This is a genomic window from Mucilaginibacter sp. P19 (assembly GCF_050632265.1).
GTDB lineage: Bacteria > Bacteroidota > Bacteroidia > Sphingobacteriales > Sphingobacteriaceae > Mucilaginibacter > Mucilaginibacter gossypii.
On sequence record NZ_CP192586.1, the window covers coordinates 1,749,155 to 1,772,815 of the forward strand.

The 23,661-nt window shown below is 44.2% G+C and carries 23 protein-coding genes and 1 pseudogene; 15 read left to right on the forward strand and 9 right to left on the reverse strand.

Annotated elements, in window-relative coordinates; translation table 11 throughout:
* Positions 1 to 15: 15 nt before the first annotated feature.
* Both ACQ86K_RS08330 and ACQ86K_RS08335 read left to right on the forward strand, forming a co-directional pair.
* On the forward strand, positions 16 to 2,280 hold the full coding sequence (locus tag ACQ86K_RS08330) for a DUF5682 family protein (protein ID WP_431200161.1): 2,265 nt from the start codon (positions 16 to 18) through the stop codon (positions 2,278 to 2,280).
* Entirely contained in the window at positions 2,270 to 3,412 is a 1,143-nt protein-coding gene (locus ACQ86K_RS08335; RefSeq protein ID WP_091163325.1) for a VWA domain-containing protein, read from the forward strand. The genes ACQ86K_RS08330 and ACQ86K_RS08335 overlap by 11 nt, the downstream gene beginning before the upstream one ends.
* A 111-nt stretch (positions 3,413 to 3,523) precedes the next feature.
* On the opposite strand, the gene ACQ86K_RS08340 is transcribed toward ACQ86K_RS08335, so the two are convergent.
* Complete coding sequence (locus ACQ86K_RS08340) at positions 3,524 to 5,203, reverse strand: GH39 family glycosyl hydrolase (protein WP_431200162.1); 1,680 nt, start codon at positions 5,201 to 5,203, stop codon at positions 3,524 to 3,526.
* A gap of 233 nt (positions 5,204 to 5,436) precedes the next feature.
* On the opposite strand from ACQ86K_RS08340, the gene ACQ86K_RS08345 reads away from it, so the two are divergent.
* From ACQ86K_RS08345 to ACQ86K_RS08365, 5 genes are all read left to right on the forward strand, one after another.
* A complete protein-coding gene (locus ACQ86K_RS08345; RefSeq protein ID WP_129571901.1) occupies positions 5,437 to 6,273 on the forward strand; it encodes a phosphatase PAP2 family protein in 837 nt (278 codons plus the stop codon).
* 131 nt (positions 6,274 to 6,404) lie between these two features.
* Positions 6,405 to 6,806 (forward strand): BlaI/MecI/CopY family transcriptional regulator, encoded by a 402-nt coding sequence (locus ACQ86K_RS08350; protein ID WP_091163328.1) that lies wholly within the window; start codon positions 6,405 to 6,407, stop codon positions 6,804 to 6,806.
* Positions 6,807 to 6,821: 15 nt separating this feature from the next.
* Positions 6,822 to 8,408 (forward strand): M56 family metallopeptidase, encoded by a 1,587-nt coding sequence (locus ACQ86K_RS08355; RefSeq protein WP_091163329.1) that lies wholly within the window; start codon positions 6,822 to 6,824, stop codon positions 8,406 to 8,408.
* 109 nt (positions 8,409 to 8,517) lie between these two features.
* Positions 8,518 to 9,156, forward strand: a complete 639-nt coding sequence (locus ACQ86K_RS08360; RefSeq protein WP_431200163.1) for a hypothetical protein — start codon at positions 8,518 to 8,520, stop codon at positions 9,154 to 9,156.
* A 5-nt stretch (positions 9,157 to 9,161) separates the two neighbouring features.
* On the forward strand, positions 9,162 to 9,377 hold the full coding sequence (locus ACQ86K_RS08365; protein WP_431200164.1) for a hypothetical protein: 216 nt from the start codon (positions 9,162 to 9,164) through the stop codon (positions 9,375 to 9,377).
* 295 nt (positions 9,378 to 9,672) lie between these two features.
* On the opposite strand, the gene ACQ86K_RS08370 is transcribed toward ACQ86K_RS08365, so the two are convergent.
* Both ACQ86K_RS08370 and ACQ86K_RS08375 read right to left on the reverse strand, forming a co-directional pair.
* Positions 9,673 to 10,971, reverse strand: a complete 1,299-nt coding sequence (locus ACQ86K_RS08370) for an IS110 family transposase (RefSeq protein ID WP_431199432.1) — start codon at positions 10,969 to 10,971, stop codon at positions 9,673 to 9,675.
* Between the two features lie 425 nt (positions 10,972 to 11,396).
* Positions 11,397 to 11,975 (reverse strand): Crp/Fnr family transcriptional regulator, encoded by a 579-nt coding sequence (locus ACQ86K_RS08375; RefSeq protein ID WP_091171000.1) that lies wholly within the window; start codon positions 11,973 to 11,975, stop codon positions 11,397 to 11,399.
* 130 nt (positions 11,976 to 12,105) lie between these two features.
* Here ACQ86K_RS08375 and mgrA point away from each other — a divergent pair.
* The 3 genes and pseudogenes from mgrA (at position 12,106) to ACQ86K_RS08390 (ending at position 15,135) form a co-directional block, all read left to right on the forward strand.
* Positions 12,106 to 13,100 (forward strand): annotated as a pseudogene (gene mgrA / locus ACQ86K_RS08380) (L-glyceraldehyde 3-phosphate reductase).
* A gap of 225 nt (positions 13,101 to 13,325) precedes the next feature.
* Positions 13,326 to 14,036 (forward strand): RNA ligase family protein, encoded by a 711-nt coding sequence (locus ACQ86K_RS08385; RefSeq protein ID WP_091171006.1) that lies wholly within the window; start codon positions 13,326 to 13,328, stop codon positions 14,034 to 14,036.
* Positions 14,005 to 15,135 carry an AAA family ATPase gene (locus ACQ86K_RS08390; RefSeq protein WP_256337485.1) on the forward strand — a complete coding sequence of 377 codons (1,131 nt, stop codon included), beginning with the start codon at positions 14,005 to 14,007 and terminating at the stop codon, positions 15,133 to 15,135. The genes ACQ86K_RS08385 and ACQ86K_RS08390 overlap by 32 nt, the downstream gene beginning before the upstream one ends.
* A 50-nt stretch (positions 15,136 to 15,185) precedes the next feature.
* On the opposite strand, the gene ACQ86K_RS08395 is transcribed toward ACQ86K_RS08390, so the two are convergent.
* The 6 genes from ACQ86K_RS08395 to ACQ86K_RS08420 form a co-directional block, all read right to left on the reverse strand.
* On the reverse strand, positions 15,186 to 16,265 hold the full coding sequence (locus tag ACQ86K_RS08395) for a hypothetical protein (RefSeq protein ID WP_091171012.1): 1,080 nt from the start codon (positions 16,263 to 16,265) through the stop codon (positions 15,186 to 15,188).
* On the reverse strand, positions 16,252 to 17,724 hold the full coding sequence (locus ACQ86K_RS08400) for an FAD-dependent oxidoreductase (protein WP_431200165.1): 1,473 nt from the start codon (positions 17,722 to 17,724) through the stop codon (positions 16,252 to 16,254). Before ACQ86K_RS08400 ends, ACQ86K_RS08395 begins: the two co-directional genes overlap by 14 nt.
* A 189-nt stretch (positions 17,725 to 17,913) precedes the next feature.
* The gene (locus tag ACQ86K_RS08405; protein WP_176844511.1) at positions 17,914 to 19,422 is read right to left on the reverse strand and encodes a polyamine aminopropyltransferase; all 1,509 of its coding nucleotides are present in this window, start codon (positions 19,420 to 19,422) and stop codon (positions 17,914 to 17,916) included.
* Between the two features lie 5 nt (positions 19,423 to 19,427).
* Entirely contained in the window at positions 19,428 to 19,607 is a 180-nt protein-coding gene (locus ACQ86K_RS08410) for a hypothetical protein (RefSeq protein ID WP_091171023.1), read from the reverse strand.
* Positions 19,604 to 21,088, reverse strand: a complete 1,485-nt coding sequence (locus ACQ86K_RS08415) for a DUF4178 domain-containing protein (RefSeq protein WP_091171026.1) — start codon at positions 21,086 to 21,088, stop codon at positions 19,604 to 19,606. The genes ACQ86K_RS08410 and ACQ86K_RS08415 overlap by 4 nt, the downstream gene beginning before the upstream one ends.
* 1 nt (position 21,089) lies before the next feature.
* Positions 21,090 to 21,443 (reverse strand): S-adenosylmethionine decarboxylase family protein, encoded by a 354-nt coding sequence (locus ACQ86K_RS08420; RefSeq protein WP_091171030.1) that lies wholly within the window; start codon positions 21,441 to 21,443, stop codon positions 21,090 to 21,092.
* A gap of 409 nt (positions 21,444 to 21,852) precedes the next feature.
* Here ACQ86K_RS08420 and ACQ86K_RS08425 point away from each other — a divergent pair, with 409 nt between their 5' ends.
* From ACQ86K_RS08425 to ACQ86K_RS08445, 5 genes are read left to right on the forward strand one after another with little or no spacing between them, the layout of a single operon-like run.
* Entirely contained in the window at positions 21,853 to 22,476 is a 624-nt protein-coding gene (locus ACQ86K_RS08425) for an RNA polymerase sigma-70 factor (protein WP_091171034.1), read from the forward strand.
* Positions 22,477 to 22,532: 56 nt separating this feature from the next.
* On the forward strand, positions 22,533 to 22,823 hold the full coding sequence (locus ACQ86K_RS08430) for a hypothetical protein (RefSeq protein WP_431200166.1): 291 nt from the start codon (positions 22,533 to 22,535) through the stop codon (positions 22,821 to 22,823).
* Between the two features lie 31 nt (positions 22,824 to 22,854).
* Complete coding sequence (locus ACQ86K_RS08435; RefSeq protein ID WP_431200167.1) at positions 22,855 to 23,091, forward strand: FecR domain-containing protein; 237 nt, start codon at positions 22,855 to 22,857, stop codon at positions 23,089 to 23,091.
* Positions 23,092 to 23,111: 20 nt separating this feature from the next.
* Positions 23,112 to 23,261: a hypothetical protein gene (locus tag ACQ86K_RS08440; protein WP_431200818.1), complete on the forward strand. Its 150-nt coding sequence runs from the start codon at positions 23,112 to 23,114 to the stop codon at positions 23,259 to 23,261.
* The gene (locus tag ACQ86K_RS08445) at positions 23,258 to 23,611 is read left to right on the forward strand and encodes a FecR domain-containing protein (RefSeq protein ID WP_431200168.1); all 354 of its coding nucleotides are present in this window, start codon (positions 23,258 to 23,260) and stop codon (positions 23,609 to 23,611) included. The genes ACQ86K_RS08440 and ACQ86K_RS08445 overlap by 4 nt, the downstream gene beginning before the upstream one ends.
* Positions 23,612 to 23,661: the final 50 nt, after the last annotated feature.

Below are 23,661 nucleotides of genomic sequence, written 5' to 3' on the forward strand. Positions count from 1 at the left end.
AAAAACCTTAAGCCAATGGCAGTACATATTTTAGGCATAAGGCACCACGGGCCGGGTTCGGCGCGTAACGTGAAAGCTTTTCTGGAAACGGTTAGGCCCGATATTGTTTTGGTTGAGGGGCCGCCGGAAGCTGATGCCATGCTGCAATGGGTAAGCAACGAAGGTTTGAAACCACCAGTAGCGCTGCTTTGCTATCAGCCGGATGACCCGCAACGCTCGGTATTTTATCCCTTTGCCGATTTCTCGCCCGAATGGCAGGCAATTGTTTATGCCCGCAGGCAAAATATCCACGTGCGTTTTATGGATCTCCCTGCCGGTAACCAGATGCTTGTTGAAAAGGAGCAAAAGGTTGTTGAACAACAACAAGAGCCGGATACAGATCAGATCAATAGCGAGGGACAAAGCCTTGAGCAACTCTATAAAAGTCCGATAAGTTACCTGGCAGATGCCGCCAGCTTTGCCGACGATGAAAAATGGTGGGAGCATACGTTTGAGTACCGCAATAATAACGATGAGGTTTTTGATGCGGTATCTGAAGCTATGCAGGCGCTCCGCGAGAGTTTTCCTAAAAAGGATAAAAAGCTTGAACAGATGCGCGAAGCATACATGCGCCGTACTATCCGCCAGGCCGAAAAGGAGATGTTTCATACCATAGCGGTAATCTGTGGTGCCTGGCATGCGCCTGCCTTGCAATGGAAATCATCGCAAAAAGATGATAATGAAATACTGAAAGGGCTGCCAAAGGTAAAAACAGAGTGTACCTGGATTCCCTGGACTTTTAACCGTTTAAGCTTCCGTAGCGGTTACGGTGCTGGTATCAATTCGCCGGGGTGGTACAACCATATCTGGAACCATCCGCATGATGATGGTACCTTGTGGATGGCCGAGGTGGCACAACTTTTCCGTAAGCAGCAGATGGATACCTCCGTTGCCCATATTATTGAAGCGGTAAGGTTGGCCGGTGCGCTCGCTTCACTGCGGGGTTTGCCCAAAGTAGGGTTAGAGGAACTGAATGAGGCCACGCTGAGCGTGCTTTGTAACGGCGAGAGCATTTTGCTAAAACTGGTACATGACGAATTAATAGTTGGCCACCAGATAGGCGAGGTGCCGGTTGAGATTCCGAAACCGCCGTTGCAACTCGATATCGAAAAACAACAAAAGAAATTAAGGCTGCCCGCAACAGCTGATTACAAAGATTATACACTCGACCTGAGGAAAGATACCGACCTGGAGCGGAGTATCTTCCTGCACCGCCTGCAATTACTGGACATTAATTGGGGCAGGCAGCAATACACCAGCGGTAAGGGTACTTTTAAAGAGCAATGGCGCCTGCAATGGGACCCCGGCTATTCGGTGGAGATTATTGAACGCGGCAATTTGGGCAATACCGTAGCTGAAGCGGCCGCGAATAGCGTCCTCAACCAGGCAAAAGAAGCAAGGGAACTGAAAGTTATAGGCGATCTGCTTGAAAAAACGATTCCGGCAGAATTGCCGGGAGCCATTGAAGCGCTGATCAGTCAGCTTAATAATCTGGCTGCAGCCTCTGCAGACGTTATCGAAATGATGGAAGTAGTGCCCGGCCTGATAACCGTGGCAAGGTACGGCAATGTACGCAAAACAGATGCCGAATTGGTGATCAGCATTATCAATAGCATTATTACCCGCGTTTGTATCAGTTTGCCCAATGCCTGTATCGCTATTGATGAAGATGCCTCTCAAAAGCTGCTGGAACTGTTTTTTAAACTGAACGATGGCATTAACCTATTGCAGGATATGGGCATAATTAGCATGTGGCAGCAAACGCTGTTGACTATAGCAGCTAATAAAAACACCTCGCCGGTTATAGGAGGATATAGTACCCGTTTACTGCATGACGCCCGCAAATTGGAGGGCGATCAACTGATGCAGTATTTCAGTTTTGCTATGTCATCGGCCACGGCTCCGGTCATCGCCGCAGCCTGGCTCGAAGGCTTTTTGAAAGGCAGCGGTACTTTATTGTTGCTTGATCAGGACCTTTGGCAGGTGATCGACAATTGGGTAGCCAGCCTTGCCGATGAGGTCTTTATGCAAGTGCTGCCTTTACTGCGCCGCACCTTTGCCAATTTTACCAATCCTGAAAGGAGAAAGTTTGGCGAAAAGGCCAGATCCGGCGGTGGGACGGGGCATCAGCATACAAATATCAGCGCTAATTTTGATGCCGAAAGAGCTAAGCAAGGTTTGCCGGTTATAATGCAATTATTGGGTTTAACCATAAATATTAACGACACAAATGGAAATTGAACCGGAGCACCTGCGCAAATGGCGGTTAATACTGGGCGGTAATCAAAATGAAGGCACCGGATTTAGCCTTGATGATGCCGACCTTAAGGTTGACCGCACACTTGAAGCTTTGTATGACAGCGATAGAACCGGAGGCCTCGGTGCATCATCACCGAATGTAAGCCGTTGGCTGGGGGATATCCGTACCTTTTTCCCATCAAGCGTAGTACAGGTAATGCAGCAGGATGCATTAAAGCGCTTGAACCTGACCCAAATGCTGTTTGAAAAGGAGATGTTGGAAAATGTAGAGCCGGATGTTCACCTGGTAGCAACTTTGATGACATTGAGCCGCGTTATTCCCGACAAAACAAAAGATACCGCCAGGCAGGTAGTACGTAAAGTTGTTGACCAACTGGTAAAAAAGTTAGCCGAGCCCACGCGCCAGGCCATAACCGGTAGTTTAAATCGTAGTGTCCGCAATACAAGGCCGCGGCATAATGAAATAAACTGGGGGGCAACTATTCTTAAAAATCTTAAGCATTATCAACCCGAATATCAAACTATTATTCCCGAAACGAGGATTGGTTACGGTCGTAAGCGCTCATCATTAAAAGATGTGATCCTGTGTCTTGACCAAAGCGGATCGATGGGATCATCAGTGGTTTATTCGGGGATTTTTGGAAGCGTTATGGCTTCTATCCCAGCTGTAAAAACTAAAATGGTGGTTTTTGATACCGCCGTTGCCGATTTAACTGAAGAATTGACCGACCCGGTTGAGTTATTATTCGGCGTGCAATTAGGTGGTGGCACGGATATCAATGCAGCTTTAACCTATTGCCAGCAAATAGTTACCCGGCCTACGGATACCGTATTGGTGCTCATTACCGATCTTTACGAAGGAGGTAACGTTGCCGAAATGCGCCGTCGTGTGATAGAACTGGTTGCGGCAGGTGTGCAGTTGGTAGTATTGCTTGCTTTAAGCGATGACGGCTCACCATCGTATGATCATGGCAATGCACAGTTCCTGGCCGATATGGGTGTGCCCGTTTTTGCCTGCACACCCGATAAATTTCCTGATCTGATGGCCGCCGCGCTCACTAAACAGGATATTGGTATGTGGGCGGCCAGGGAAGACCTTATTATAAAAAAGTAGAGGATTGGCGATTTTACCGATAAACCACCCACCTATACGCTCGATACTTTATCAAAAGTATTACGGTTAGGCAGGCTGGAACAATTTTATAGTTTGATAGATGCTGTTTGCTTACCAGCTAAACTTTAAAAGAGCCACCCCTTGCCTTGGTAACAATACAGTGGCACCTGCCAGCCCTGATTTAGCTTGTAGCGTAACCTGTTTGCCAAACTGTTGTAATTGCTCTGCTTTTTCAAGTTCCTTAATTTGCGTAGCTGTAGGTTTTTGCGGTGAACCCATCTTTTTCCACACTTCGTAGGCATTGCTATGCTCATCATCTATGCGGTATTGAGTTAGTTTTACAAAGGTGGGTGGCAGGTGTCCTATCTTGATCTTTACGGTTTTCCCTGCATCGTGCAGGTCATCATCATGGTAGTTCCACAGCAATACGGTCATTTCTTTTTTATCTGCGGCTGCCAAAGCACCAATATCTGTATTATTTCCCCTGATGCTTGAATCAGCTACGGTTTTAAGCGAATACATCTGGTCGCCGGTTACTTTCAGGCGTTTGCCTTTCATCATGCCCAGCATCCGGAAAACGTTAAGTACCGGCTTATCAACTCCGTTTGTAGCCAAATCGCGGAAGCCATAAAACCAGGGCTGGTTTTCAAACTCGAACGACCATGATACGGAGCCCATAAAATTTATACCTAATGAGTCGGCCAGTTGGTATTCGCGGGCTATGGAAGCTGCTGTATAGCTCGAATACATGGTGCCATTGCGGTAAGCATTTGAGGGATTGGTAGCCATACCGCAGGCCGCGCAACCTTCCGGGTCCGATTCGCCTATCACTATCGGGGTGTTTTTAGTTTCGGGATATGATGCTACAATTTTAAAGCCTTCTCTGATATCGCGGATCTGCGGGGCCATGTTCATACGCACCCGGCCATTGATCAGCGTAGGCTGCCCTTTGGCATGGAAAGAGATCACATCAATAGGCGAACCTATTTTGCCTGTTGCATAGTTGGTGTCGGCAATGCAATGTTTAATGAATGCGTTCAAAAACTTCATCCCGCCGGGACTTGAGCCACCTGCAACTTCTGGTCCGCCCACGTGCGCGGTAGGCAGGGCACGTTTTACGCCATGGGCAGCATAATCATACAGCTTAAAGAACTCTTTCATAGTACCTTTCCAGTAGCCTATGTTTGGTTCGTTCCACACTTCCCAGTACCAGCTTTCAACCTCGGTTTGGCCGTAGCGCTGTACACAATGCTTTACCCATTGATAAATAAGCTCTTCCCATTTATTATAATCTTTGGGAGGGTACGCCCATCCTGTGTAAACATCATCATAGTTATCGCCGGGTTTCCAATAATGGCGATAAGGTTTGGGGTGGGTTGACAAGGCCTCGGGCATAAAACCTATCTGGGCATAAGGTTTCATGCCCAGTTTAATGTAAGTGTCGAATATGCTGTCAACCAGGTGCCAGTTATAAATAGGTTTGCCGCTGGCATCCTCAGTATAGGCATTGGTTGATCCCCACTTTAACGCGGCTGTGCCATCGCCTGTGGTAAGCAGGTTGTGCACACGCATGCGTACCGGTACCGGGCTCAAAGTGGCCAACTCCGACAAAAGTTTACGGCCATCCTTCATGTAGGTATAGTTAGGCTCATCGTGGCCAAACCATGCCCAAAAGGGGTACATATCGCCAATTTTATTATTTAGGCTGATGGTGATATTGGCCTGGTCCTGGGCAAAAATGCGGCCGCTGATAAATAATAAAAGGCAGGGGACAAGTTTGATGATCTTCATTCAGGTAGTTTGGTGGTTTATAAGGAGTATAGATCAAACATAGGTAATTTTATTTATTGTAAAAAGAACAATTAAAATGCGGGCATGGCCTTTCAATCAATTTTAAATCACGTACAACATATTTAACTTAATTTACGTTAACAGCGTGTTAATTTATTGTTTACGCGCTTCAGAAATTCTACAGAATTAAATTGTATAATTGCTGCTATCAGCGCTTAATAAGGGGGATTTCTTTGCAAAAGTTCAGGTTTTATTTTATTTCGATGCTATTGGCAGCTTCGTTCTCGCTGTCATCATATGCCCAGGTTAAGGATACATTACAAAAAGATGCTGTAAAAAGGGATTCTTTGCAGAAAGATTCGGCCAGGAATATCCTGACATTGCCCGATACGGTTAAGCATCTTCAAAGTAGGTTTCCGTCATACATACCGCCCGCGGCTTTTATCACTTATGGCCTGTTATCGTTTAAAGTGGGATTTATACGTAATATTGATTATCGCGTACGGAATGATATGAACAAGGATCATCCCGGCTTCCATACCAAGGTTGATAATTACATGCAATACGCGCCTATAGTGTCCGTTTATGCGCTTAACCTGGCTGGTGTTCATGGTAAAAATACATTTATAGACCGTACTATGCTGCTCGTGCTTTCTGAAGCCATATTTGCCGGTACCACTTTTGGCTTAAAACGTGTTACCCACCGTGAGCGGCCCGATGGCTCAGATAAGTTTTCGTTCCCTTCAGGCCATACCGGTAACGCTTTTGTTTCTGCCGAGTTTATGGCCCAGGAATATGGCGACCGGTCGCCCATATACGGTGGTGTGGGCTATGCGTTTGCAACTACCACTGCTATTTTGCGTGTATATAACAACAAGCATTGGTTTAGCGACATCATAGCAGGAGCTGGTTTTGGTATCCTGTCAACCAAAGCGGCTTATTACCTGTACCCGCTTATCCGTAATGGCGTATTCCGTGGGGGAAATGAGAAAGGGAAAAACAACAACTCTTTATTGTTGCCAACTTACCAGGACGGAAGGGTTGGATTAACCTTCGCCAAGAGTTTTTAAACAACTGATCTTATATTTATAATTTGCAACCACCTTAATATTAGGGTGGTTGTTTTGTTTTAGAGGAATTTTTTTTCAAGAAAAATAACTTAGCTATTGTAACGTACGTTTTTAATACATACCTTTGGTTTATGAGTTTGTTTAAAAAGGATATTACTGCTGATTTAACGCCAACCAAAACAGAAATGGACGTTTTGCAGGTGTTGTGGCACCATGGCCCGTCGACAGTGAGGTTTGTGCATGATAAGCTTAACGAGCAAAAGGAAGCGGTAATTTATACAAGCACCCTTAAGCTGATGCAGGTAATGAAAGAGAAGGGGATGCTTAATCGCGATGAAACCAATATGAAGCACGTTTACAGCGCCGCGGTTGAGGAAAGCAGGGTGAAAGGTAATATGCTTGGCCGTTTTGTTGATTCGATGTATAATGGTTCGCCGAGCGATTTGATTGTAGCCCTGTTGGGCAACGACAAAACATCGGCCGAAGAACTCAGAAAAATAAAAGAGCTGCTCAAAAACATGGACGATCAATAATTAAACTTTACAGATATGTACCTGCTCCTTAACACCAACACCATTTCCCACAGCCTGATACAGGCTTTTAGCTGGATGCTGATCCATTCGCTGTGGCAGGGGCTGTTGTTGTCGGTTATGAGTGCGGTGGTGATGTTCCTGACCAAAAAAGCAAGCGCGGCAGTAAGGTACAACCTGGTGCTTGTACTGTTTTTACTGTTTATAGGGAGCTGTCTGTTCACTTTTGTTTGGGAATGGAACAGGCAACCTGTAACTGCGGCGTTTGGTAATGCTATAGGTAATCGTGCATCGCAGCTATTAAACCTTAATGCTGATGGGATCCGGAATTTTGCCAATACCTGTATCGGTTATTTTACCGTCAATGCACCAATGGTTGTGCTGCTGTGGTTTGTGTTTTTCCTGTTCCGCTCTGTAAGGATGATGCGCGGGCTCATATTTATCCATACCGCCAAACACAGGCAGGTATCCGAACCTGTCGGGTATTGGAAAAACAGGGTTGAGCTGCTTTGCGAAAAACTGCAATTGAAGCGGGCTATTCGGCTGCTTGAATCGGGTTATGTGAAAATACCCATGGTTATCGGGCACCTGAAACCGGTAATCCTGATCCCGGCGGGTTTATTGGCAGGGCTGCCGCCCGAACAGGTTGAAGCGGTGTTGCTGCATGAACTGGCCCATATCCGCAGGCATGATTATTTCGTTAACTTTTTACAAACCATTGCCGAAACCGTATTTTTCTTTAATCCCGGCTTATTGTGGATCTCGTCCCTGCTTCGGGATGAGCGGGAAAACTGCTGCGATGATATCGCCCTCGCCCAAACAAAAAACAAACGCGATTTTATACAGGCATTGATCAGCTTTAAAGAACATTCGCTTTACGGAGCAAATTATGCGGTTGCGTTCCCCGGTAAAAAGAACCAGCTGTTGCAAAGGGTAAGCCGCATCCTTGGTAATAAAAACAAAACGGTAAGCCAGGGTGATAAAGCATTTTTGATAAGCGGTGTTGTTATCCTTTCGGCAATAATAGCTACGGCGACCATCGCACAGATCCGGGAAGTTAATAATCCCGGTAATGATAAAACTTATGTGTATAAACAGGAGCGGCATATCACACCATCTGCAGGTGTACAGCCGGTTGCACCCGTTAAATCTGTCGATAAACCAAAACACCCAAAGTACAGAAACATTGCGGTAGCTCAAAAGCCTGTTGCTGCAAATGAAAATGTGATTATGGCTAATGCTGAGCCGCGTTCTCCACAGGAGCAGCTTGAAGCTGATGCGAAGCTCGCAAAACAACGGGCCGAAAAAGAAAGCCAGCAAGTTTCGGCCGATAAAACCGAATATAACCGCGGGCAGGAACAGGCCCGCCGGGATCAGGAACATGCCAAAGTAGATCAGGACCAGGCTCGTCGCGACCAGGAGCAGGCCAAACGTGATCAGGAACAAGCCATGCGGGATCAGGCGCAGGCTAAACTTGACCAGGAACAGGCCGAAAGGGACCAGGTACAAGCTAAGCGCGATCAGGAGCAGACGCGCCGTGACCAGGCACAGGTAAGTAAACCCCAAACAGAACCTATAAAAAGCAAAGTAAGCGTTCAGAATTAAGCAGGTACATTTCTTATTTGGTAGTTAGAGCAGAGGTGCACCCTGCTTTATTGGCCGGACTATGTAATAATCAATTATGTTAACAATCAATTTTTAAACTGCCCTTCCCTTGGGCGGAAGGGAAATCTATTGCCCAAGTTTTAAACTATTAAATCAACAGAAAAATGAAAACCAATTATTTAAGGAGTGCCCTGTTGCTGATAGCAGCAACGGCGTTAACAACTGCGGCAAATGCGCAGAAACCGGGAAAAAAACGGCCTTCAACGCCTATAACAATTACGATACTTTTGATGGTAAGGGGCGCGAACGCATCCAAACTAACTGGAAGGGTAAAACCTACCAAATGGAGCTGGCGAACAACAAGCTGGTGGCCCTGGCAGTCGACGCTGAGATTATCCCATCAACCCAATGGAACGAATATAGTACGGTTATAGCGGCTATCCGCGAGCAGATCAGGAAAGACAGGATCCAGGCAAAAAAAGATCAGGCACAAGCTAAACGCGATCAGGAACAGGCAGAGCGAGATCAGCGACAAGCAAAAGTTGAACAGGAAGATGCCTCGCGCGACCAGCAACAAGCCAAACGCGATCAGGAGCAGGCTTCCCGCGATCAGGAGCAAGCCAAACGTGATCAGGAACAGGCCAGTCGAGATCGGGTACAAGCTAAACACGACCAGGAACAGGCGCACTTAGATCAGATTCAGGCCAAAAAGATCAGGAACGCGCCGCCGAAGATCAACGGCTGCTAAAACAGATGACAGGTGATTTGGTAGCTGATCATATTATTCCCAATGAGGAAGCTTTGCATGAGCTTTCATTTAACGGTGAAGAACTGATTGTAAACGGTGAAAAGCAGCCCGACAGCGTGTTTAAAAAATACAGCAAAAAATATCCGCGCTTTGCCCTGGGCAACACATCCTATGAAAATGGTAAAAAGCAATTTAACGGCTTGCATATTCATAGGAATTAAGTAGTGGTGTGTGTACGTTGTAGCCGCAAAGCTGTTAGTGTTAGCCAAAGCGTCATTGCAAGTAGGTAAAAGCCGAGTCCTCTGAAGGATGTATGACATTAGGCGGGATGGCCTGTCACCCTGAGCTTGTCGAAGGGTCGCGCGCAGATGCCCTAACCACCATGCTTCGACAAGCTACCCATGACAAGTTTAAAAAACGCCTGTCATTCTGAGTGTAGCGAAGAATCTTCTGCAAGATACAGAGCCGCTAAGCAGGGCGAAGAAGATCCTTCGTTCCTACCCATGACATAATAATTTAAGCAGGTACAAGTTCCCTATTTAATTCAAAGGCGAGTTTTTCTAATCGCCTTTGTTTCTGTTCCTTAATGATATTTTCATAGGCTTGCAGCCCTTTTTCCACAAAGTCGGCTCCTTTTACAATTAAACGCCAGTATTGAGCGGCCAGTTTTCTGGCCGTTGCTTTAATAGCTATTGCCGGACCTTTTCTGCCTCTTAATCTTCTTGCAAATGAACCCCAGCCGATATACTTGCTGTTCAATAATCCATGGGCCATTTGTTTGAATATTTGCCCAACGGCCGGTTTACCCTTACTTTTACTTTTGTTCTTTTTCCCTGAACGGTCCTGGCCGGGAGATAAACCAAGCCAGCTTGTGAAATGTTTTTCACTTGGCCATCGGCTAAGATCCGAACCCACCTCTGTGTATAACTGTAACCAGTTGTAATCTGTAATACCCGGAAGTTTAGTTGCATCCTTACCATCAAATATTTTTAACAGATGATCTCCCAGGTTGTTGATATGAGGTTTGTTGTGACGGATCGCCTTGCGTTTTCCTTCGCTTATTCCCGGCGGCAGGTTCTTATCCCTGTTGATCCGTTGTAAAACACTATCAATCTGGCTGTCGCATTCCATTATCTGGCCTTGATAAAAACCATAAGCCTTATAGGCCTGACCTAATGAAAAAAGCCCTTGCGCTGTATAATGACCTTGCAGGGCTTTCAATAGCTCTTCCCCTTTATTCTCCCTGATCTTTTTATGGCAAAGTGAAAACAACTTATCAGGATCTCGCTCGCCTTGCAGTATCGCATCGATTAACGCCATCCCGCTTACTCCATGGACCTGGCTTAATACCTCCGGCAAACGGATATTCATTTCTATCAGGGCCTTCTGCATGTGTTGCACATGCATGGCCGCACTCCGAAGATGATCTTCACGAAGGCGCTGATAACTACGCAATTCTTTGATATGACCTTCGGATACATAACAGCGGTTCAGCAAGCCATAACTATGCAATTGCTGTATCCACTGACAATCTTTTACATCTGTTTTCCTGCCTGGTAACTGGCGGGTCTGTCTTCCGTCAACAAGCCACACATCCAATCCCCCATCTAAAAGAATATCGTAAAGTACATACCAGTATACTCCTGTGGCTTCCATTGCCACTGTACTTACCTTATGCTCCAATAAATAGTTCTTAAGTGATACCAGATCACTGGTGAAAGTCTCAAACGAACGAACCGGCTGGCCTTCAAGACCCACAAATACCTTGCGGGCTCCAATATCTATACCTGCCGCATGAAAATGCATCTTTTCCATACTTATAACGCTTTTTAAACCGTGCCCGAAGGAGTTTAAAGAAAAGACAGGCTACCCATCGGACAAATCACCCACACAAGGGATCGTACCATACCTTCAGACTCTTGCTTCGGAACCATACTCAGCAACAGGCAATAAGCACTATAACTCGGTCGGCCACACTGCACGGTTCAGCAAATCTATGTCATTTCACCTTCAGAGGCCACGGATTTAAACACTCAGGATGACAATAAGCGTTAATGTCATACATCCTTCAGAGGCCCCGGATTTAAACACTCCGCATGACACTCATTTTTAAACATATCAAGGGTAAGAACTAAACAATCCCCGATTAGCAGATTCTTCCTGCCTATTTGGGATTGCTTCGTTCCTCAATGATGCCTCTTATATTAATTAGTATAAAAATCAGACGGCAAATGAATATCTTACTTCTTCAAACTCCTCGTCCTCAATTTACTTAAAAACTCGGGCGAGATTCCTAAATATGAAGCTATATAATGCTGCGGCACCCGTTGCGGGATGCTGGGATAGCGGTTAATAAATTCAATGTATTTTTCCATGGCTGTGGTTGCTATGGTTTTAAACAGCCGTTTTTGAACTACCGTTAAATGCCTTTGCAGCATGAGCCTGAACATGCGCTCAAGCTTGGGTATTTCATTAAGTAAGCGTTCTTTTGAGGCGCGGGTGAGGATGAGCAATTCGCAATCTTCTAACGTTTCGATGTACATACTGCATGGGGTTTGATCCTCAAAGCTGGCCAGGTCGCTTACCCACCAGTCTTCAATGGCAAATTGCAGGGTTACTTCGGCGCCGTTTTCGTCGATGATATACTCGCGGATGCAGCCTTTGTTTACGTAGGCTTCAAAATTGCAGATATCTCCGGCTGCAAGTAAACGTGTTTTTTTAGGTATTTTCCGGTATTCCAATATCTCATTAAACAGCGCGGTTTCTTCTGTAGTTAAACTAACCGACCGCGCCGCGTAATGATTGATATTTTGAAACATGGCTCAAATATAAGCCCGGAGCGGGGGATACCCACAAATATGCGCCTGTAAATAATTTTATTTCTTGTCCCAGTTCAATGGATTTTTGTGGCAGATAAGCCAACTTTGGACTTTACTAATTATTTAAGATATGACTTATCTACCTGATGCAAACCGTTACCAAAGCATGGAATATCGCCGTTGTGGTAACAGCGGTTTAAAGTTGCCGGCGGTATCGCTTGGCTTGTGGCACAACTTCGGCGGTATCGATAGCCTGGAGAATGCTCGTAACATTTTACGTTTAGCCTTTGATAAAGGCATCACCCATTTTGACCTGGCCAACAACTACGGCCCGCCGCCGGGCTCGGCCGAAGAAAGTTTTGGCCGTATTTTTAAAGATGATTTTAAAAACTACCGCGATGAACTTATTATTTCAAGCAAAGCCGGATGGGGTATGTGGGAAGGCCCGTATGGCGACTGGGGCTCAAAAAATATTTGGTAGCCAGTTTAGATCAAAGCCTTAAACGTATGGGGCTTGATTATGTAGATATTTTCTATCATCACCGTCCTGACCCTGAAACCCCCATCGAAGAAACTATGGGCGCGTTGGATCTGATAGTACGCCAGGGTAAAGCCCTGTATGTTGGGATCTCAAGCTACAGCGCTTCCGAAACTGAAAAGGCAGTTGCCGTATTGAAAGAGCTGGGCACACCATGCCTCATTCATCAGCCTAAATATTCCATGTTCGATAGGTGGGTTGAAGGTGGCTTGCTTGATGTGCTGGAAGACAAAGGTGTAGGCTGTATACCATTCTCTCCGCTGGCACAGGGGTTATTAACCAATAAATATCTGAAAGGTATTCCGGAAGGATCGCGGGCAGCTGCCCATCGTGGTAACGGCGCTATCGACGAAGATGCCATAACCGAACAAAATATAGCCAAAGCAGCCAAGCTAAACGAAATTGCATTGCAGAGGGGCCAAAACCTGGCGCAGATGGCCTTATCGTGGATCTTGAAAGATAAACGCATCACTTCGGTGTTGATCGGTGCAAGTAAGCCGGAGCAGGTTACAGATTCTATCGGTTGTTTAGCCAATACATCATTTAGTGATGAGGAGTTAAAGCTGATCAACAATATACTGGCGTAAGACTAACCAATTCTGATATATTACAATCGACTATTGTTAGCCTTCGGTGTAAACCGGAGGCTTTTTTGTTTTTAATTATAAGGTAGTTTTTTACCTTTGCACCAGTAACAACAAAAACTCTCAAAAATTTGAGCCATGTAATCTCATTAGCATAAACGTTTAATGAGCTTCCCCATCCCAGGGGAGGAGGTGAATTTCTATTTCTTTTAATTAAAATTTTACAACATGGCTATATCACAAAAATATGGTCGTACGTATCATTATCCGTTTTCGCCGGGTACAACCAGCGATGACAGGATACAGCACGACTATTGGCAACACATACAAAAAATACCCGCGCTTATCCATACTGAAAAGCTGGATGGCGAGAATAACTGCTTATCGCGGCACGGCGTTTTTGCACGGTCTCATGCAGCACCAACGGTCTCTGCCTGGACGGAGAGCATCCGTAGGTTTTGGCAGTTGATCAAAAATGATCTGGGTGATATGGAGATCTTCCTTGAAAATCTCTACGCTGTCCATTCTATCGAATACCGGAACCTCGAACATCATTTTTATGTGTTCGGGATCCGCGAGCATAACCGTTGGTTAAGCTGGGAGGAGACAAAGTTTTATGCCGCAATGATCGGTTTGCCAACCGTTCCCGAACTGGGCGTTGTTCATTTGCCTGTTGAGCAGTTAAAGTTTGAGCATGATGTTTTGGCTCTTACCAAAAGCAGGGGGACTTTTGAGCCTTATGATGTGTTGGACGGAAAACCTGCAACTATCGAAGGCATAGTATCCCGCAATGCGGATGGATATGCAGCAGATGATTTTGCGTATAATGTATTTAAATATGTAAGGAAAGGGCACGTTAAAACCAGCCAGCACTGGACACGAAGCTGGAAACGTGCACCATTAAAAAATGAAGGAGGTAACTATGTGGGCCATTACTAAAAATAAAGACTGGACATATCTCGAAACCCGTTTTGATTGGGTACAACGGATGAAGGATGTACCGCAGGATGCCATATACCATGCCGAAGGCAATGTTGCCATCCACACCCAAATGGTACTTGAAGCACTAACTGCTGAGCAAATTTATAAGGAACTGTTAGCCCAGGAACAGGAAATACTTTGGGCAGCTGCTTTGCTGCACGATGTTGAAAAATATAGCACGACAGTAATTGAGCCGGATGGACGGATTACTTCAAACGGACATGCCCGTAAAGGAGCTATGACAGCCCGGCAGATATTGTACAGGGAAATACCAACGCCTTTTGCTATACGTGAACAGGTAGCCGGGTTGGTGCGTTATCATGGTTTGCCACTTTGGATATTCGAAAAAAGCGACCCGGTAAAGTCCCTGATTATGGCAAGCATGGAGGTTAACACGCAATGGCTTGCTTTGCTTGCCCGTGCTGATATGTTGGGCCGAACCTGTGAGGACAAGGATGAAATGTTGTACAAAGTGGATTGCTTTGAAGCTTTTTGTCGGGAGCAAAATTGCTGGGGTGTTGCCCGGGCATTTACAAGTGATGAAGCGAAGATATATTATATGCAGCACGAAGATGGATATGCAGATTATGTACCTTTTGAACAGCCCGTTAACGAAGTGATATTGATGAGTGGCTTGCCCGGAGCAGGTAAAAATACTTATATCCAAAAGAATTATCCTGATATGCCGGTAATATCACTCGACGATATCCGTGCAGCAAAAGGTATTTCGCCTACGGATAAAAGCGGTAATGGTATAGTAATACAGGAAGCCAAAGAACAGGCCCGTGTGTTTTTGAGGAAACAAAAAGGCTTTATCTGGAATGCTACCAATATTACCCGGCAAATGCGTTTACAATTGATCGAACTATTTGCCACTTACAAAGCCGCGGTAAAGATTATTTATGTGGAAGTACCCTACGTCGGATTACTAAAGCAGAACAGGAACCGCGAAGCAGCCATACCAGATGCGGTACTTGAAAGGTTGATTGATAAGTTGGAAACTCCGGCATTGTGGGAGGCTCATACAGTGGTTTACCAGGTGAATGATACAGTTTGAAAATTAAGCGCCGCCAATGCTGGCGGCGTTTTTACCAATCCCAGTTGGTGCTATGCTTCTTGTTGCTTTCGCATACGCCATATAAAACCATCAAGTACATAATGGGTTGACTGTGGCAAGGCTAAAAGCGGAACGGTTAAGGCGAGGATCATATCGCTGTTAATGGATGGTAACCCTGCAAAGATCCTGAATACCGAAACGTGCTCTTTCCAGATCAGGCCATCCCAAAGACCTTCTTCTACATAAGCAAACAAAATAAGCAGGCCGATAAATGAAAGTACCCCGTATTTGCTAAAAGTAAGTTTCATGAACCCTGTCTGGTAGTTTTTTTGACCGGTAAATTTTTTCTGCTCATAAAACCACACTAATGCCATGTACGGAATGCCATGCGATACCACGTTGAGCGTGGTGAAAGCCATATCGCCATTATAATATACAATCCCGAAATACCACGACAGGAACGTGCCAAGCACCACCATGTTTTTGGGTAAATTAAACTGTTGTTTTTTAATGTAAAGCCATACTTCCTTAATGATAAACAGCGCTATGCTAAGGAGGTAGATGACTTTGGCGGCTATAAGTAAACCATCAAAATGGAATAAAACAAAATCCCCGTTAACAAACCAGTTGAAGTTTTTTTTGTAGCCTGCAAAATGCCAGTATAGCAAGGGATATATGGTAGCTATATAAATAGCTGTATTGTCAATATACTTTAATAATGATGTTTGATTTTCCCGGCGCGAGTAAATGCGCAGAAAACCATACTGTTGCCTGATAAAGTGATAGACGGCAAGGTAAGCTAATAGCCGCCAAAAAAATATACCGCCGGCCAGGTAAAGCATCACACCACCTATATAACAAAACAAGGGAACAGCTATCAGTATATGCGGCTGCTTTTTAAATTCGGGCGGATTAAAATAAGTTCTGTAAAGGGTGCTGTAAACATGGGCTACATCAATCATTACAATCAGCACAACCCAATACTGCACCGGCATAAGCGCTGAGTTTTTAAATTGTGCCGGAAAAAGCGCTACGGTAAGCAGCGCAATAAATGGAGGCGACAGGATGAAGACCCCATCGGTAAGGCTATTCTTTACCCATGGTTGGGTACCTGTTTTAAGCTGCTCCATTGTTATGTTCAATAACTTGCTGTGCTGCCCGGATGCCCTGGTGAAAGGCCTCTTCAAAAATGGAAATCCCGCTTAGATCGGTATGCGCAAAAAAGATTTGATTATTGATAGCCTGCTTTGCTTGTTGGCGGTTACTGCCCCAGATATAATTTACCGACGGTGCTATCATGCCATGGCCCCAAAGCCACATATCGGCCTGTTCAATATGCTCCGTTATACCGGGGTGCATCTGTTCCATTTCACTTATTACTATATCCAGCCATTGTTCATACGTACGGGTATAGGCTGCAAGACGGGCTAATCTGGGCTCTTTATCGCAAAGCGGTAGGTAGTAGGTAATGACCTTTTTTGCTTCAACCAGTTTTGTGTCCTGCTGGTTGGCATTTACATAACCTACTGATGCCGTGTTGTAAGCCACATTATCCCAGCAAAGCACCATGCCTTTAGCAGCCGTTGGGATTTCGTTAACGGTAAGGTTGGCGATGAGCCATGGCGAATAATGCAGCATACTTGCATCAAAGCCAGGTCGTGCTATGTTTTTAAGAAGTTTTTGATTAACAAATTGAGGCGAGGCCATGATCACTTTATCTGCATGGAAAATAGCAGATGTATTTTGTTTCAGATCAAGGACTTTTACTGCTACTTTACCGTTTTTATCCAGTTGAATATCATAGGCTAAATGCGATGTTTGCACGTGATCTTTAACAGTTTCCCTTAGTCTTTTCATTAGCCAGCCATTACCCTCGGGCCAGGTAATTACTGCATTGGGATCGGCATTGGCAGCTGTTCCTTTCCTGGCCGAAAAATAATGAAGGCCGGCCCATGCACTAACATTCAAGGCCGGTGTACCATAATCATCCTTGCAGCAATAGTTTAGGTACCACAATAAATAAGGAGAATTAAAGCCGTTTTGTTGTAAGTAATCATGAAAACTTATCCTGTCGAGCTTACGGTAAGTATCATCGGCCGAGCTGTTATCCAACGGGATATCAAAAACGTATTTGCTATCGTTGCCCCGGGCGTTTTTGAGTTGGGTTATCAGGTTGAAAAAGCGAATGACCTGTTTGCGGTCATTATCGGTAACACCAAAATCGGGTACTATGCCTTCCTGCCAGTGGCCGTTGATGAGCAGGCGTTCTTCAGGGTCGAAACAGAGGTAAAACTCGTTGTAATAAGGCTGCCCTTTTTCGTCGAAGTGGGTTATTACGCCGTTCTCCTGTAAAAAGTCTACCAGTGGTTTATCGTAATTATTTACAATAGGAATGTAATGAGCTCCTAAGGGGTAAGAGGAAACACTATTTGTGCCAAAGAATGCGTTGCCACCAGTGTGATCTTCCAGTTCCAGTAATTTAAAATCTGTTTCTCCCTGTTTCTGCAGCCATCTTGCGGCCGATAGCCCGGAGATGCCGCTGCCGATGATCAGTGTTTTAACTGATTGCTGCGAGGATGGAATTGGCATAGGCAACTTATCGCGCAGTGCATGACCCGCTTTTGCGTTCGGCCCCGAAAGTTTACCTTTTATGTGTGCATAAGCCGGTTTACCACCACCTATTTTTCGGATGCACCCGTTAAAAAAATAGCGCCTGTTACCAGGCCAGCCTGCAACAGGAATGACCGGCGGCTTAAAGGTTTTACGCCAGATGAGCGGTTATAAAACAGTCGACCACTCATCTTCAAAGTATTTTACTAAGATCTGGTTGTTTAGCTTGTTTACCTGCGCCGGTACCCGGGCCATATCCTTGGGGAAGTAAAGCATTTGCTCAAGACATTGTTTCGACATAAAGCGCAAGCCCGGCAGGTAATGATCTGGTACCTTATAAACAGGTTTGCTCATGGCCATGATATAGCCCCATTCGCCAAAAGATGGTACATAGTTGTGGTATGGTACTGTATGCAAACCAACAGATTGCAGTGTTTTTTCAACCGTGTAGTATGATTTTGGAGCTATATATGGTGATGTAGACTGCACCACCATAATGCCATCGGGTTTAAGCAGGTGTTTAACAATAGCATAAAAAGTATTGGTGTACAGCTTGCCTACCGAGTAATTTGATGGATCCGGAAAGTCGATAATAATGGCATCATAAACTTTACGTTGCTCGCGGGCCCATGAAAAAGCATCAGCATTAATAACCGTAACCTTGGGTGAAAGAAATGAGCGGTTGTTCAGTTTCAACAACATTTCGTTGGTGCGGAACAGTTTGGTCATTTCCTTATCCAAATCAACAAGGGTAACGGTTTGAATTTGTGGATATTTCAGGATCTCGCGTACCGCCAGTCCGTCGCCTCCGCCCATTACCAGCACGTTTTTAGCATCAGGCAATGCCTGCAATACCGGGTGGATCAATGCTTCATGATACCGGTATTCATCAACCGAACTGAATTGCAGGTTGCCGTTGAGAAATAGCCGCAGATCGCGCCCTTTTTTGGTGATGATAATGCGCTGATATGGCGTGCTTTTTGAAAATATAATGGTGTCGCTGTACGTTAAACTTTCGGAAAAATTAGTGATGGTGTTGGCGTATATAAAGCCGGTTAATAACGCCACAAGGCTAATGATAGATGCGCTTTGCAGGTATTTAGCCCCTTTAATTTCATGTTTAAAGTTGATGCAGGTAATCAGCGCTACCAGTACATTCAACATGCCAAATAAATAGGCGGTACGGACAATACCCAGGTAGGGGATAAGCAGCAACGGGAACACCAGTGATGCTATCAGCGCGCCAATATAATCGAAAGTGAAAACCTTTGATACGAGGTCCTTAAATTCAAACCTGTCTTTCAAAATCCGCATTAACAGAGGGATTTCCAGGCCAACCAATATCCCGGTGATGGAGATAAGGCCATACAGGATGATGCGGAATGAACTTACACTTTCAAATACCAGGAAAAGGATTGACGAGCTCGTACCGCCTACAAGGCCTACCAATATTTCAATGCGGATAAACCAGCCTAACAGGTTTTTATCAAAATATTTGGATATCCATGAGCCCAAACCCATCGAGAACAAATAAACACCAATAATGGTTGAAAATTGGGTAACCGAATCACCAAGAAGATAGCTGGCCAGTGTACCTGCTATCAACTCATAAATAAGGCCGCAGGTGGCAATTATAAAAACCGAAACGAGTAATAATACGGGGAGTTTTTTATTCATATCCATTATTTGTGATAAAACCTAACCCCATACCCAGAGTGCGCTACCGTACCATGATATCCTGCATTACGTTCTACATCATTACTTTGCCAAAAGGCTATGCCATTAAATGCATCGAAAGTAAAATACACTACTATCAATGATGCTATAACTATATATGCTATGTTTGATTTGATGAGTTTCATTCGTCGTCGTCTTTTTGATAAGGTGAAAAGTCGCTGTTCATCCAGCGGTTAACTTCAAATCTGCGTGCGCGGTACCAGCAATACAGCGGATAAAGGCACAGTATTAAAAATGTGATCAGAATATTTCTCCATAAAGTCACGCTTTCGGTAACCTTTACATCAAGCGAATTGACCAAACTTGAACCCGAATAGGGATACATGTTTACATGGTATTTGCCCGGCGGGATCTCTGAAAGCAAAACCGTTTCATGTAAGCCGCCTTCGGACCAGCTTTCGCCGTCCTCAACACCGTGATAGTATTCAATGTCTTTGGTAAGGCTCCAGGTTTGATTGTCTTTTTCGCTTACCAGTTCAATAGTTGTGGAAAGCCAGTTATTATCAACTTGCGATGATAGTTCTATTTCCAAAGGCACCGGGCCATCTTCTATTTTAAATGTTGGCGTTTTGAATGATTTAAATTCAAAGTTGCCTGCGCTGTCAGGCTTTACATTTGCACCGGCAGTGTCCCGGGCAAATGAGTCAATGGCTTTGGCGCTGTCCTGTAATATGTTACCTATAGCGGTAGCTGTACTATCGGTTGTTTTATGATCTCCCGTAACCATAACACTTTTTCTTTTTGCAGTATCTGCAGGCCGGGGCCGTAAATCAAGCGAATAGCTATGTTCAAGTAAAACTGTTTCGGGCCGCAAGTATCCAACCCAAAGCTGTATCAATAAAAAAGCGATAATGGCAATGCCGCTTATCATCAAGGCGCCATTCCAGCGTGCCCTGTGTTTGGACGCCTGGTTTGCCCCAATACCAACTTTTGAAGGAAAGTTACCCAATGGAATTTTAAAAGCAGCTGCGATCTCTCGCTCTTCAATGTATTCGCCAAGATACCAGTCCTCTTGTTGGGTACGCTGATTTTGCTCCCATGTTAGTAAAAATGGTGGCCTGATGTATTCACGCGCTTTGATCCTTTCGTCGCGGATATCCCAGTCAAATTCTCCGATGAGCGAGTGAATTACGGGGCGGTAAGAGTTAAAAAGGTTAAACTCAAGCCCCTGGTATAAGGCTGTATTTTCGAGGCTCTTTTTTGATTTTTCAAGATCTGGAAAAAAGCTTTTGCCTGCAATTAGCGACCAGTGCCCATCAAATTCGGCCAAAAAAGCGTAGCCTTTGGCGTAATTGTAAAGCATGTATTCGCGCCATTGGTATTGGTTGTAGGCTGCTTCCTTCTTTTCGATATAGGCTATCACTTTATACTCCACATCGCGGAGCAGACCTTCGGTACCTATGGGCAAAACAGGTTTGTTTTGAATTGAAACAAGGCGGTCTTTAACGTAAGATTTGCCATCAGTGCCAAATAACAGATAGGAGTAGCATGAAGGGCAAGCCGCTGCCTCACAAGCAATATGATCATATAGTGTGATGGGCTTGTGGCAATTAGGGCAGGTAATCGAATCCGAAAAAGGAAATGCTTTAGGGTTTAATGTGGCCATGCTATCTCTTTATTTCGTTTTTCTGTAGTTCAACCCCTTCAAAAAATTCAAGCACGCTGCTGTATAAAGCACGGGTCTTGTCATCATTTTCGCGCTGGTAATTAGAAAGGAACACATCAAAGGTAGCTGTGCCATATTCGGGCCAGGTATGGATAGACATGTGCGACTCTGTAAGGCAAATAACCGCAGTAAAGCCGCCACCCTCAAAATCATGATAAACCTCACCAACCTTATTTAGCTGGAAGTGGGTAATAAGCTCATCGAATAATTGATGACAATCTGCACTGGATAACAGTTGGCTATGTTTAGCAGATGTAAATTCAGATAAAATGTGAAGTCCAGGTTTGTAGGGCATTAGTGTAAATAAATTCGGAACTAAATATATGAAAATATTTATTGTACCTGTTTTTTGATTTTATTCCCCTGAAGCGGTTAATTGGGATGGGAAACATTAATTTAAATCAAAAAATGCGTTGTTTTATTATTGTTTATTTGACAATTAAAATTAATATTAAGTACAGGTAAAAGTCAGGCAGTTGGATTTTATGCTATTTGAAGGCGTTTTTTAGCTGTTGTATGTTTTAGTTGGATAAAACAATTTAGCATACCGTATTTTGTAAAGGCAAAAAAATATTTTAATTGTTTTTTGAACAATTAAAATAAAATGTCATATCTTAGATTTTAATTAGGGCAATGACTTTGCTTTAATGAAGACCAATAGCCAATTATATTAATTTAACTATACAAGAACTGTTTCACGGTTTTTGATCAAAGTAAATACAACCGATAAGGAGATGCTGGACACCGAGATTAGGTACTTACTTAATGATATTGCTTTAAACAGCAGCAGGGCTTCCTTTAAAAGGCTGTACCTGGCTTATTATGGTAAATTATTTAACCTGGCAAAATCACTGGTAAAGCAGGATGAACTGGCCGAAGAAATCACCAACGATGTTTTCATGAACCTTTGGGGGCGCCGGGCTTCTATTGCGGAGATCAATAACCTTACTTATTACTGCTATACATCGGTTAAAAATAAGTCGCTTACCTGCCTATCCAAAAATCAGCTTAAAAGCGTAAATATTGATGATATAAACGTAGACGTTGCCGATTCGGGCGCTACAGGTGAAGACAAGCTGGTTTATGAAGATCTTACCAAACTCATCAATACTACTTTAAACAAACTTTCCGAACAATGCCGCCTGGTTTTTAAGCTGATAAAAGAGGACGGCTTGAAATATCGCGAAGTAGCCGACCTGCTCGATATCTCTATAAAAACGGTTGAATACCATATGGGCAACGCGTTGAAAACCCTTGCGCAAGGGTTAAAAGACACCGAAAAAGCGGCGATGCCTGCCAGCCCCGAAAAAATTTCAAAAAATATTTGATCTGCCCACTGGGGTATCCTGATTATTTACAGTCTTTATATATAGAGCTGTAAATAATGATCAACAACATCTGGATACTTATTGGTAAAAAGTTAAATGGTGAAGCTTCGCCCGAAGAGTTACTTGAACTTGAACAACTGTTGCAGCAACAGGAAGCCGCCGGTATGTACCCAATGGATGGACTGGAAGCGATCTGGAAAAATGATCAGCAAGCAAGCCAGGATGAAAAGCTGTTAAGCAAATGGGATGCTTTTGAAACCGAACTTGATGTCATTGAAGAAAAAGAGGCTGAACAAGCCGCTCAAATTATCTCAATCCAAAGCAAAAGAAAAAAACGGGATCATTAAACTGGGATCGTTATTAGCTGCCGCATGTTTGATGCTGGGCATATTTTGGTTTACCCGCAAAGAAACTATCACTACCGGGAAACCCAATGAAATAACTGCTCCTAAAAACGGCATCAGCAAAATTCAATTGCCCGATGGCAGTCGTGTTTGGCTTAATATGGGCAGCAAGCTTACTTATAATAATGATTTTGGCACCGAGGAAAGAAAAGTATCCCTGGTGGGTGAGGCTTTTTTGATGTTGTTAAAGATCCGCAGCACCCTTTTGTAGTTACTACCACAACTATCAGTATCAGGGTGTTAGGTACTAAATTCAATGTGCGTTCATATAATAATGATAAAACATCCGAAGCCGCACTCATTCGCGGTAAAATTGAACTTACCGTTTTAAAAATCCCGAAAAAAAGATCATCCTTAACCCATCAGAAAAAATTACGGTGATCAACAACCAGGAACTGCAACTTAAAAGTAATACCCCAACATATAAGATAGCCGAAGAAACTCCGCTTATAGCACTGAGCCGCATTCACCAGGCCAAAAAGGATACCTTGCCGTCAGAAGCCTTATGGCTTGAAAATAAACTGGCCTTTGACGCTGAAGATTTTGAAAACATCGCCCAAAAAATGGAGCGCAGATATAATGTGAACATCGTTTTTGAAAATGAAGATGTAAAAAAGCTGCGCTTTACGGGGAAATTTCAAAAAGAATCGATTAATAAGGCTTTATTGAGCCTGCAGAAAACGGCGGCGTTTCGTTATAAAATTGACACTAACCAAATTGTAATTTATTAATTAATAAACCTTTATGAAAGAGCCTATGCGTAAATAAGTATCAAATCTGA

What these genes read in the sequence shown, in the direction of transcription:
- ACQ86K_RS08330 (WP_431200161.1), top strand. Translation starts at nt 16, where the DNA reads ATGGCAGTACATATTTTAGGCATAAGGCACCACGGGCCGGGTTCGGCG.
- ACQ86K_RS08335 (WP_091163325.1), top strand. Translation starts at nt 2,270, where the DNA reads ATGGAAATTGAACCGGAGCACCTGCGCAAATGGCGGTTAATACTGGGC.
- ACQ86K_RS08340 (WP_431200162.1), bottom strand. Translation starts at nt 5,203, where the DNA reads ATGAAGATCATCAAACTTGTCCCCTGCCTTTTATTATTTATCAGCGGC.
- ACQ86K_RS08350 (WP_091163328.1), top strand. Translation starts at nt 6,405, where the DNA reads ATGAGTTTGTTTAAAAAGGATATTACTGCTGATTTAACGCCAACCAAA.
- ACQ86K_RS08355 (WP_091163329.1), top strand. Translation starts at nt 6,822, where the DNA reads ATGTACCTGCTCCTTAACACCAACACCATTTCCCACAGCCTGATACAG.
- ACQ86K_RS08365 (WP_431200164.1), top strand. Translation starts at nt 9,162, where the DNA reads ATGACAGGTGATTTGGTAGCTGATCATATTATTCCCAATGAGGAAGCT.
- ACQ86K_RS08370 (WP_431199432.1), bottom strand. Translation starts at nt 10,971, where the DNA reads ATGGAAAAGATGCATTTTCATGCGGCAGGTATAGATATTGGAGCCCGC.
- ACQ86K_RS08375 (WP_091171000.1), bottom strand. Translation starts at nt 11,975, where the DNA reads ATGTTTCAAAATATCAATCATTACGCGGCGCGGTCGGTTAGTTTAACT.
- ACQ86K_RS08385 (WP_091171006.1), top strand. Translation starts at nt 13,326, where the DNA reads ATGGCTATATCACAAAAATATGGTCGTACGTATCATTATCCGTTTTCG.
- ACQ86K_RS08390 (WP_256337485.1), top strand. Translation starts at nt 14,005, where the DNA reads ATGAAGGAGGTAACTATGTGGGCCATTACTAAAAATAAAGACTGGACA.
- ACQ86K_RS08395 (WP_091171012.1), bottom strand. Translation starts at nt 16,265, where the DNA reads ATGGAGCAGCTTAAAACAGGTACCCAACCATGGGTAAAGAATAGCCTT.
- ACQ86K_RS08400 (WP_431200165.1), bottom strand. Translation starts at nt 17,724, where the DNA reads ATGCCAATTCCATCCTCGCAGCAATCAGTTAAAACACTGATCATCGGC.
- ACQ86K_RS08405 (WP_176844511.1), bottom strand. Translation starts at nt 19,422, where the DNA reads ATGAATAAAAAACTCCCCGTATTATTACTCGTTTCGGTTTTTATAATT.
- ACQ86K_RS08410 (WP_091171023.1), bottom strand. Translation starts at nt 19,607, where the DNA reads ATGAAACTCATCAAATCAAACATAGCATATATAGTTATAGCATCATTG.
- ACQ86K_RS08415 (WP_091171026.1), bottom strand. Translation starts at nt 21,088, where the DNA reads ATGGCCACATTAAACCCTAAAGCATTTCCTTTTTCGGATTCGATTACC.
- ACQ86K_RS08420 (WP_091171030.1), bottom strand. Translation starts at nt 21,443, where the DNA reads ATGCCCTACAAACCTGGACTTCACATTTTATCTGAATTTACATCTGCT.
- ACQ86K_RS08430 (WP_431200166.1), top strand. Translation starts at nt 22,533, where the DNA reads ATGATCAACAACATCTGGATACTTATTGGTAAAAAGTTAAATGGTGAA.
- ACQ86K_RS08435 (WP_431200167.1), top strand. Translation starts at nt 22,855, where the DNA reads ATGCTGGGCATATTTTGGTTTACCCGCAAAGAAACTATCACTACCGGG.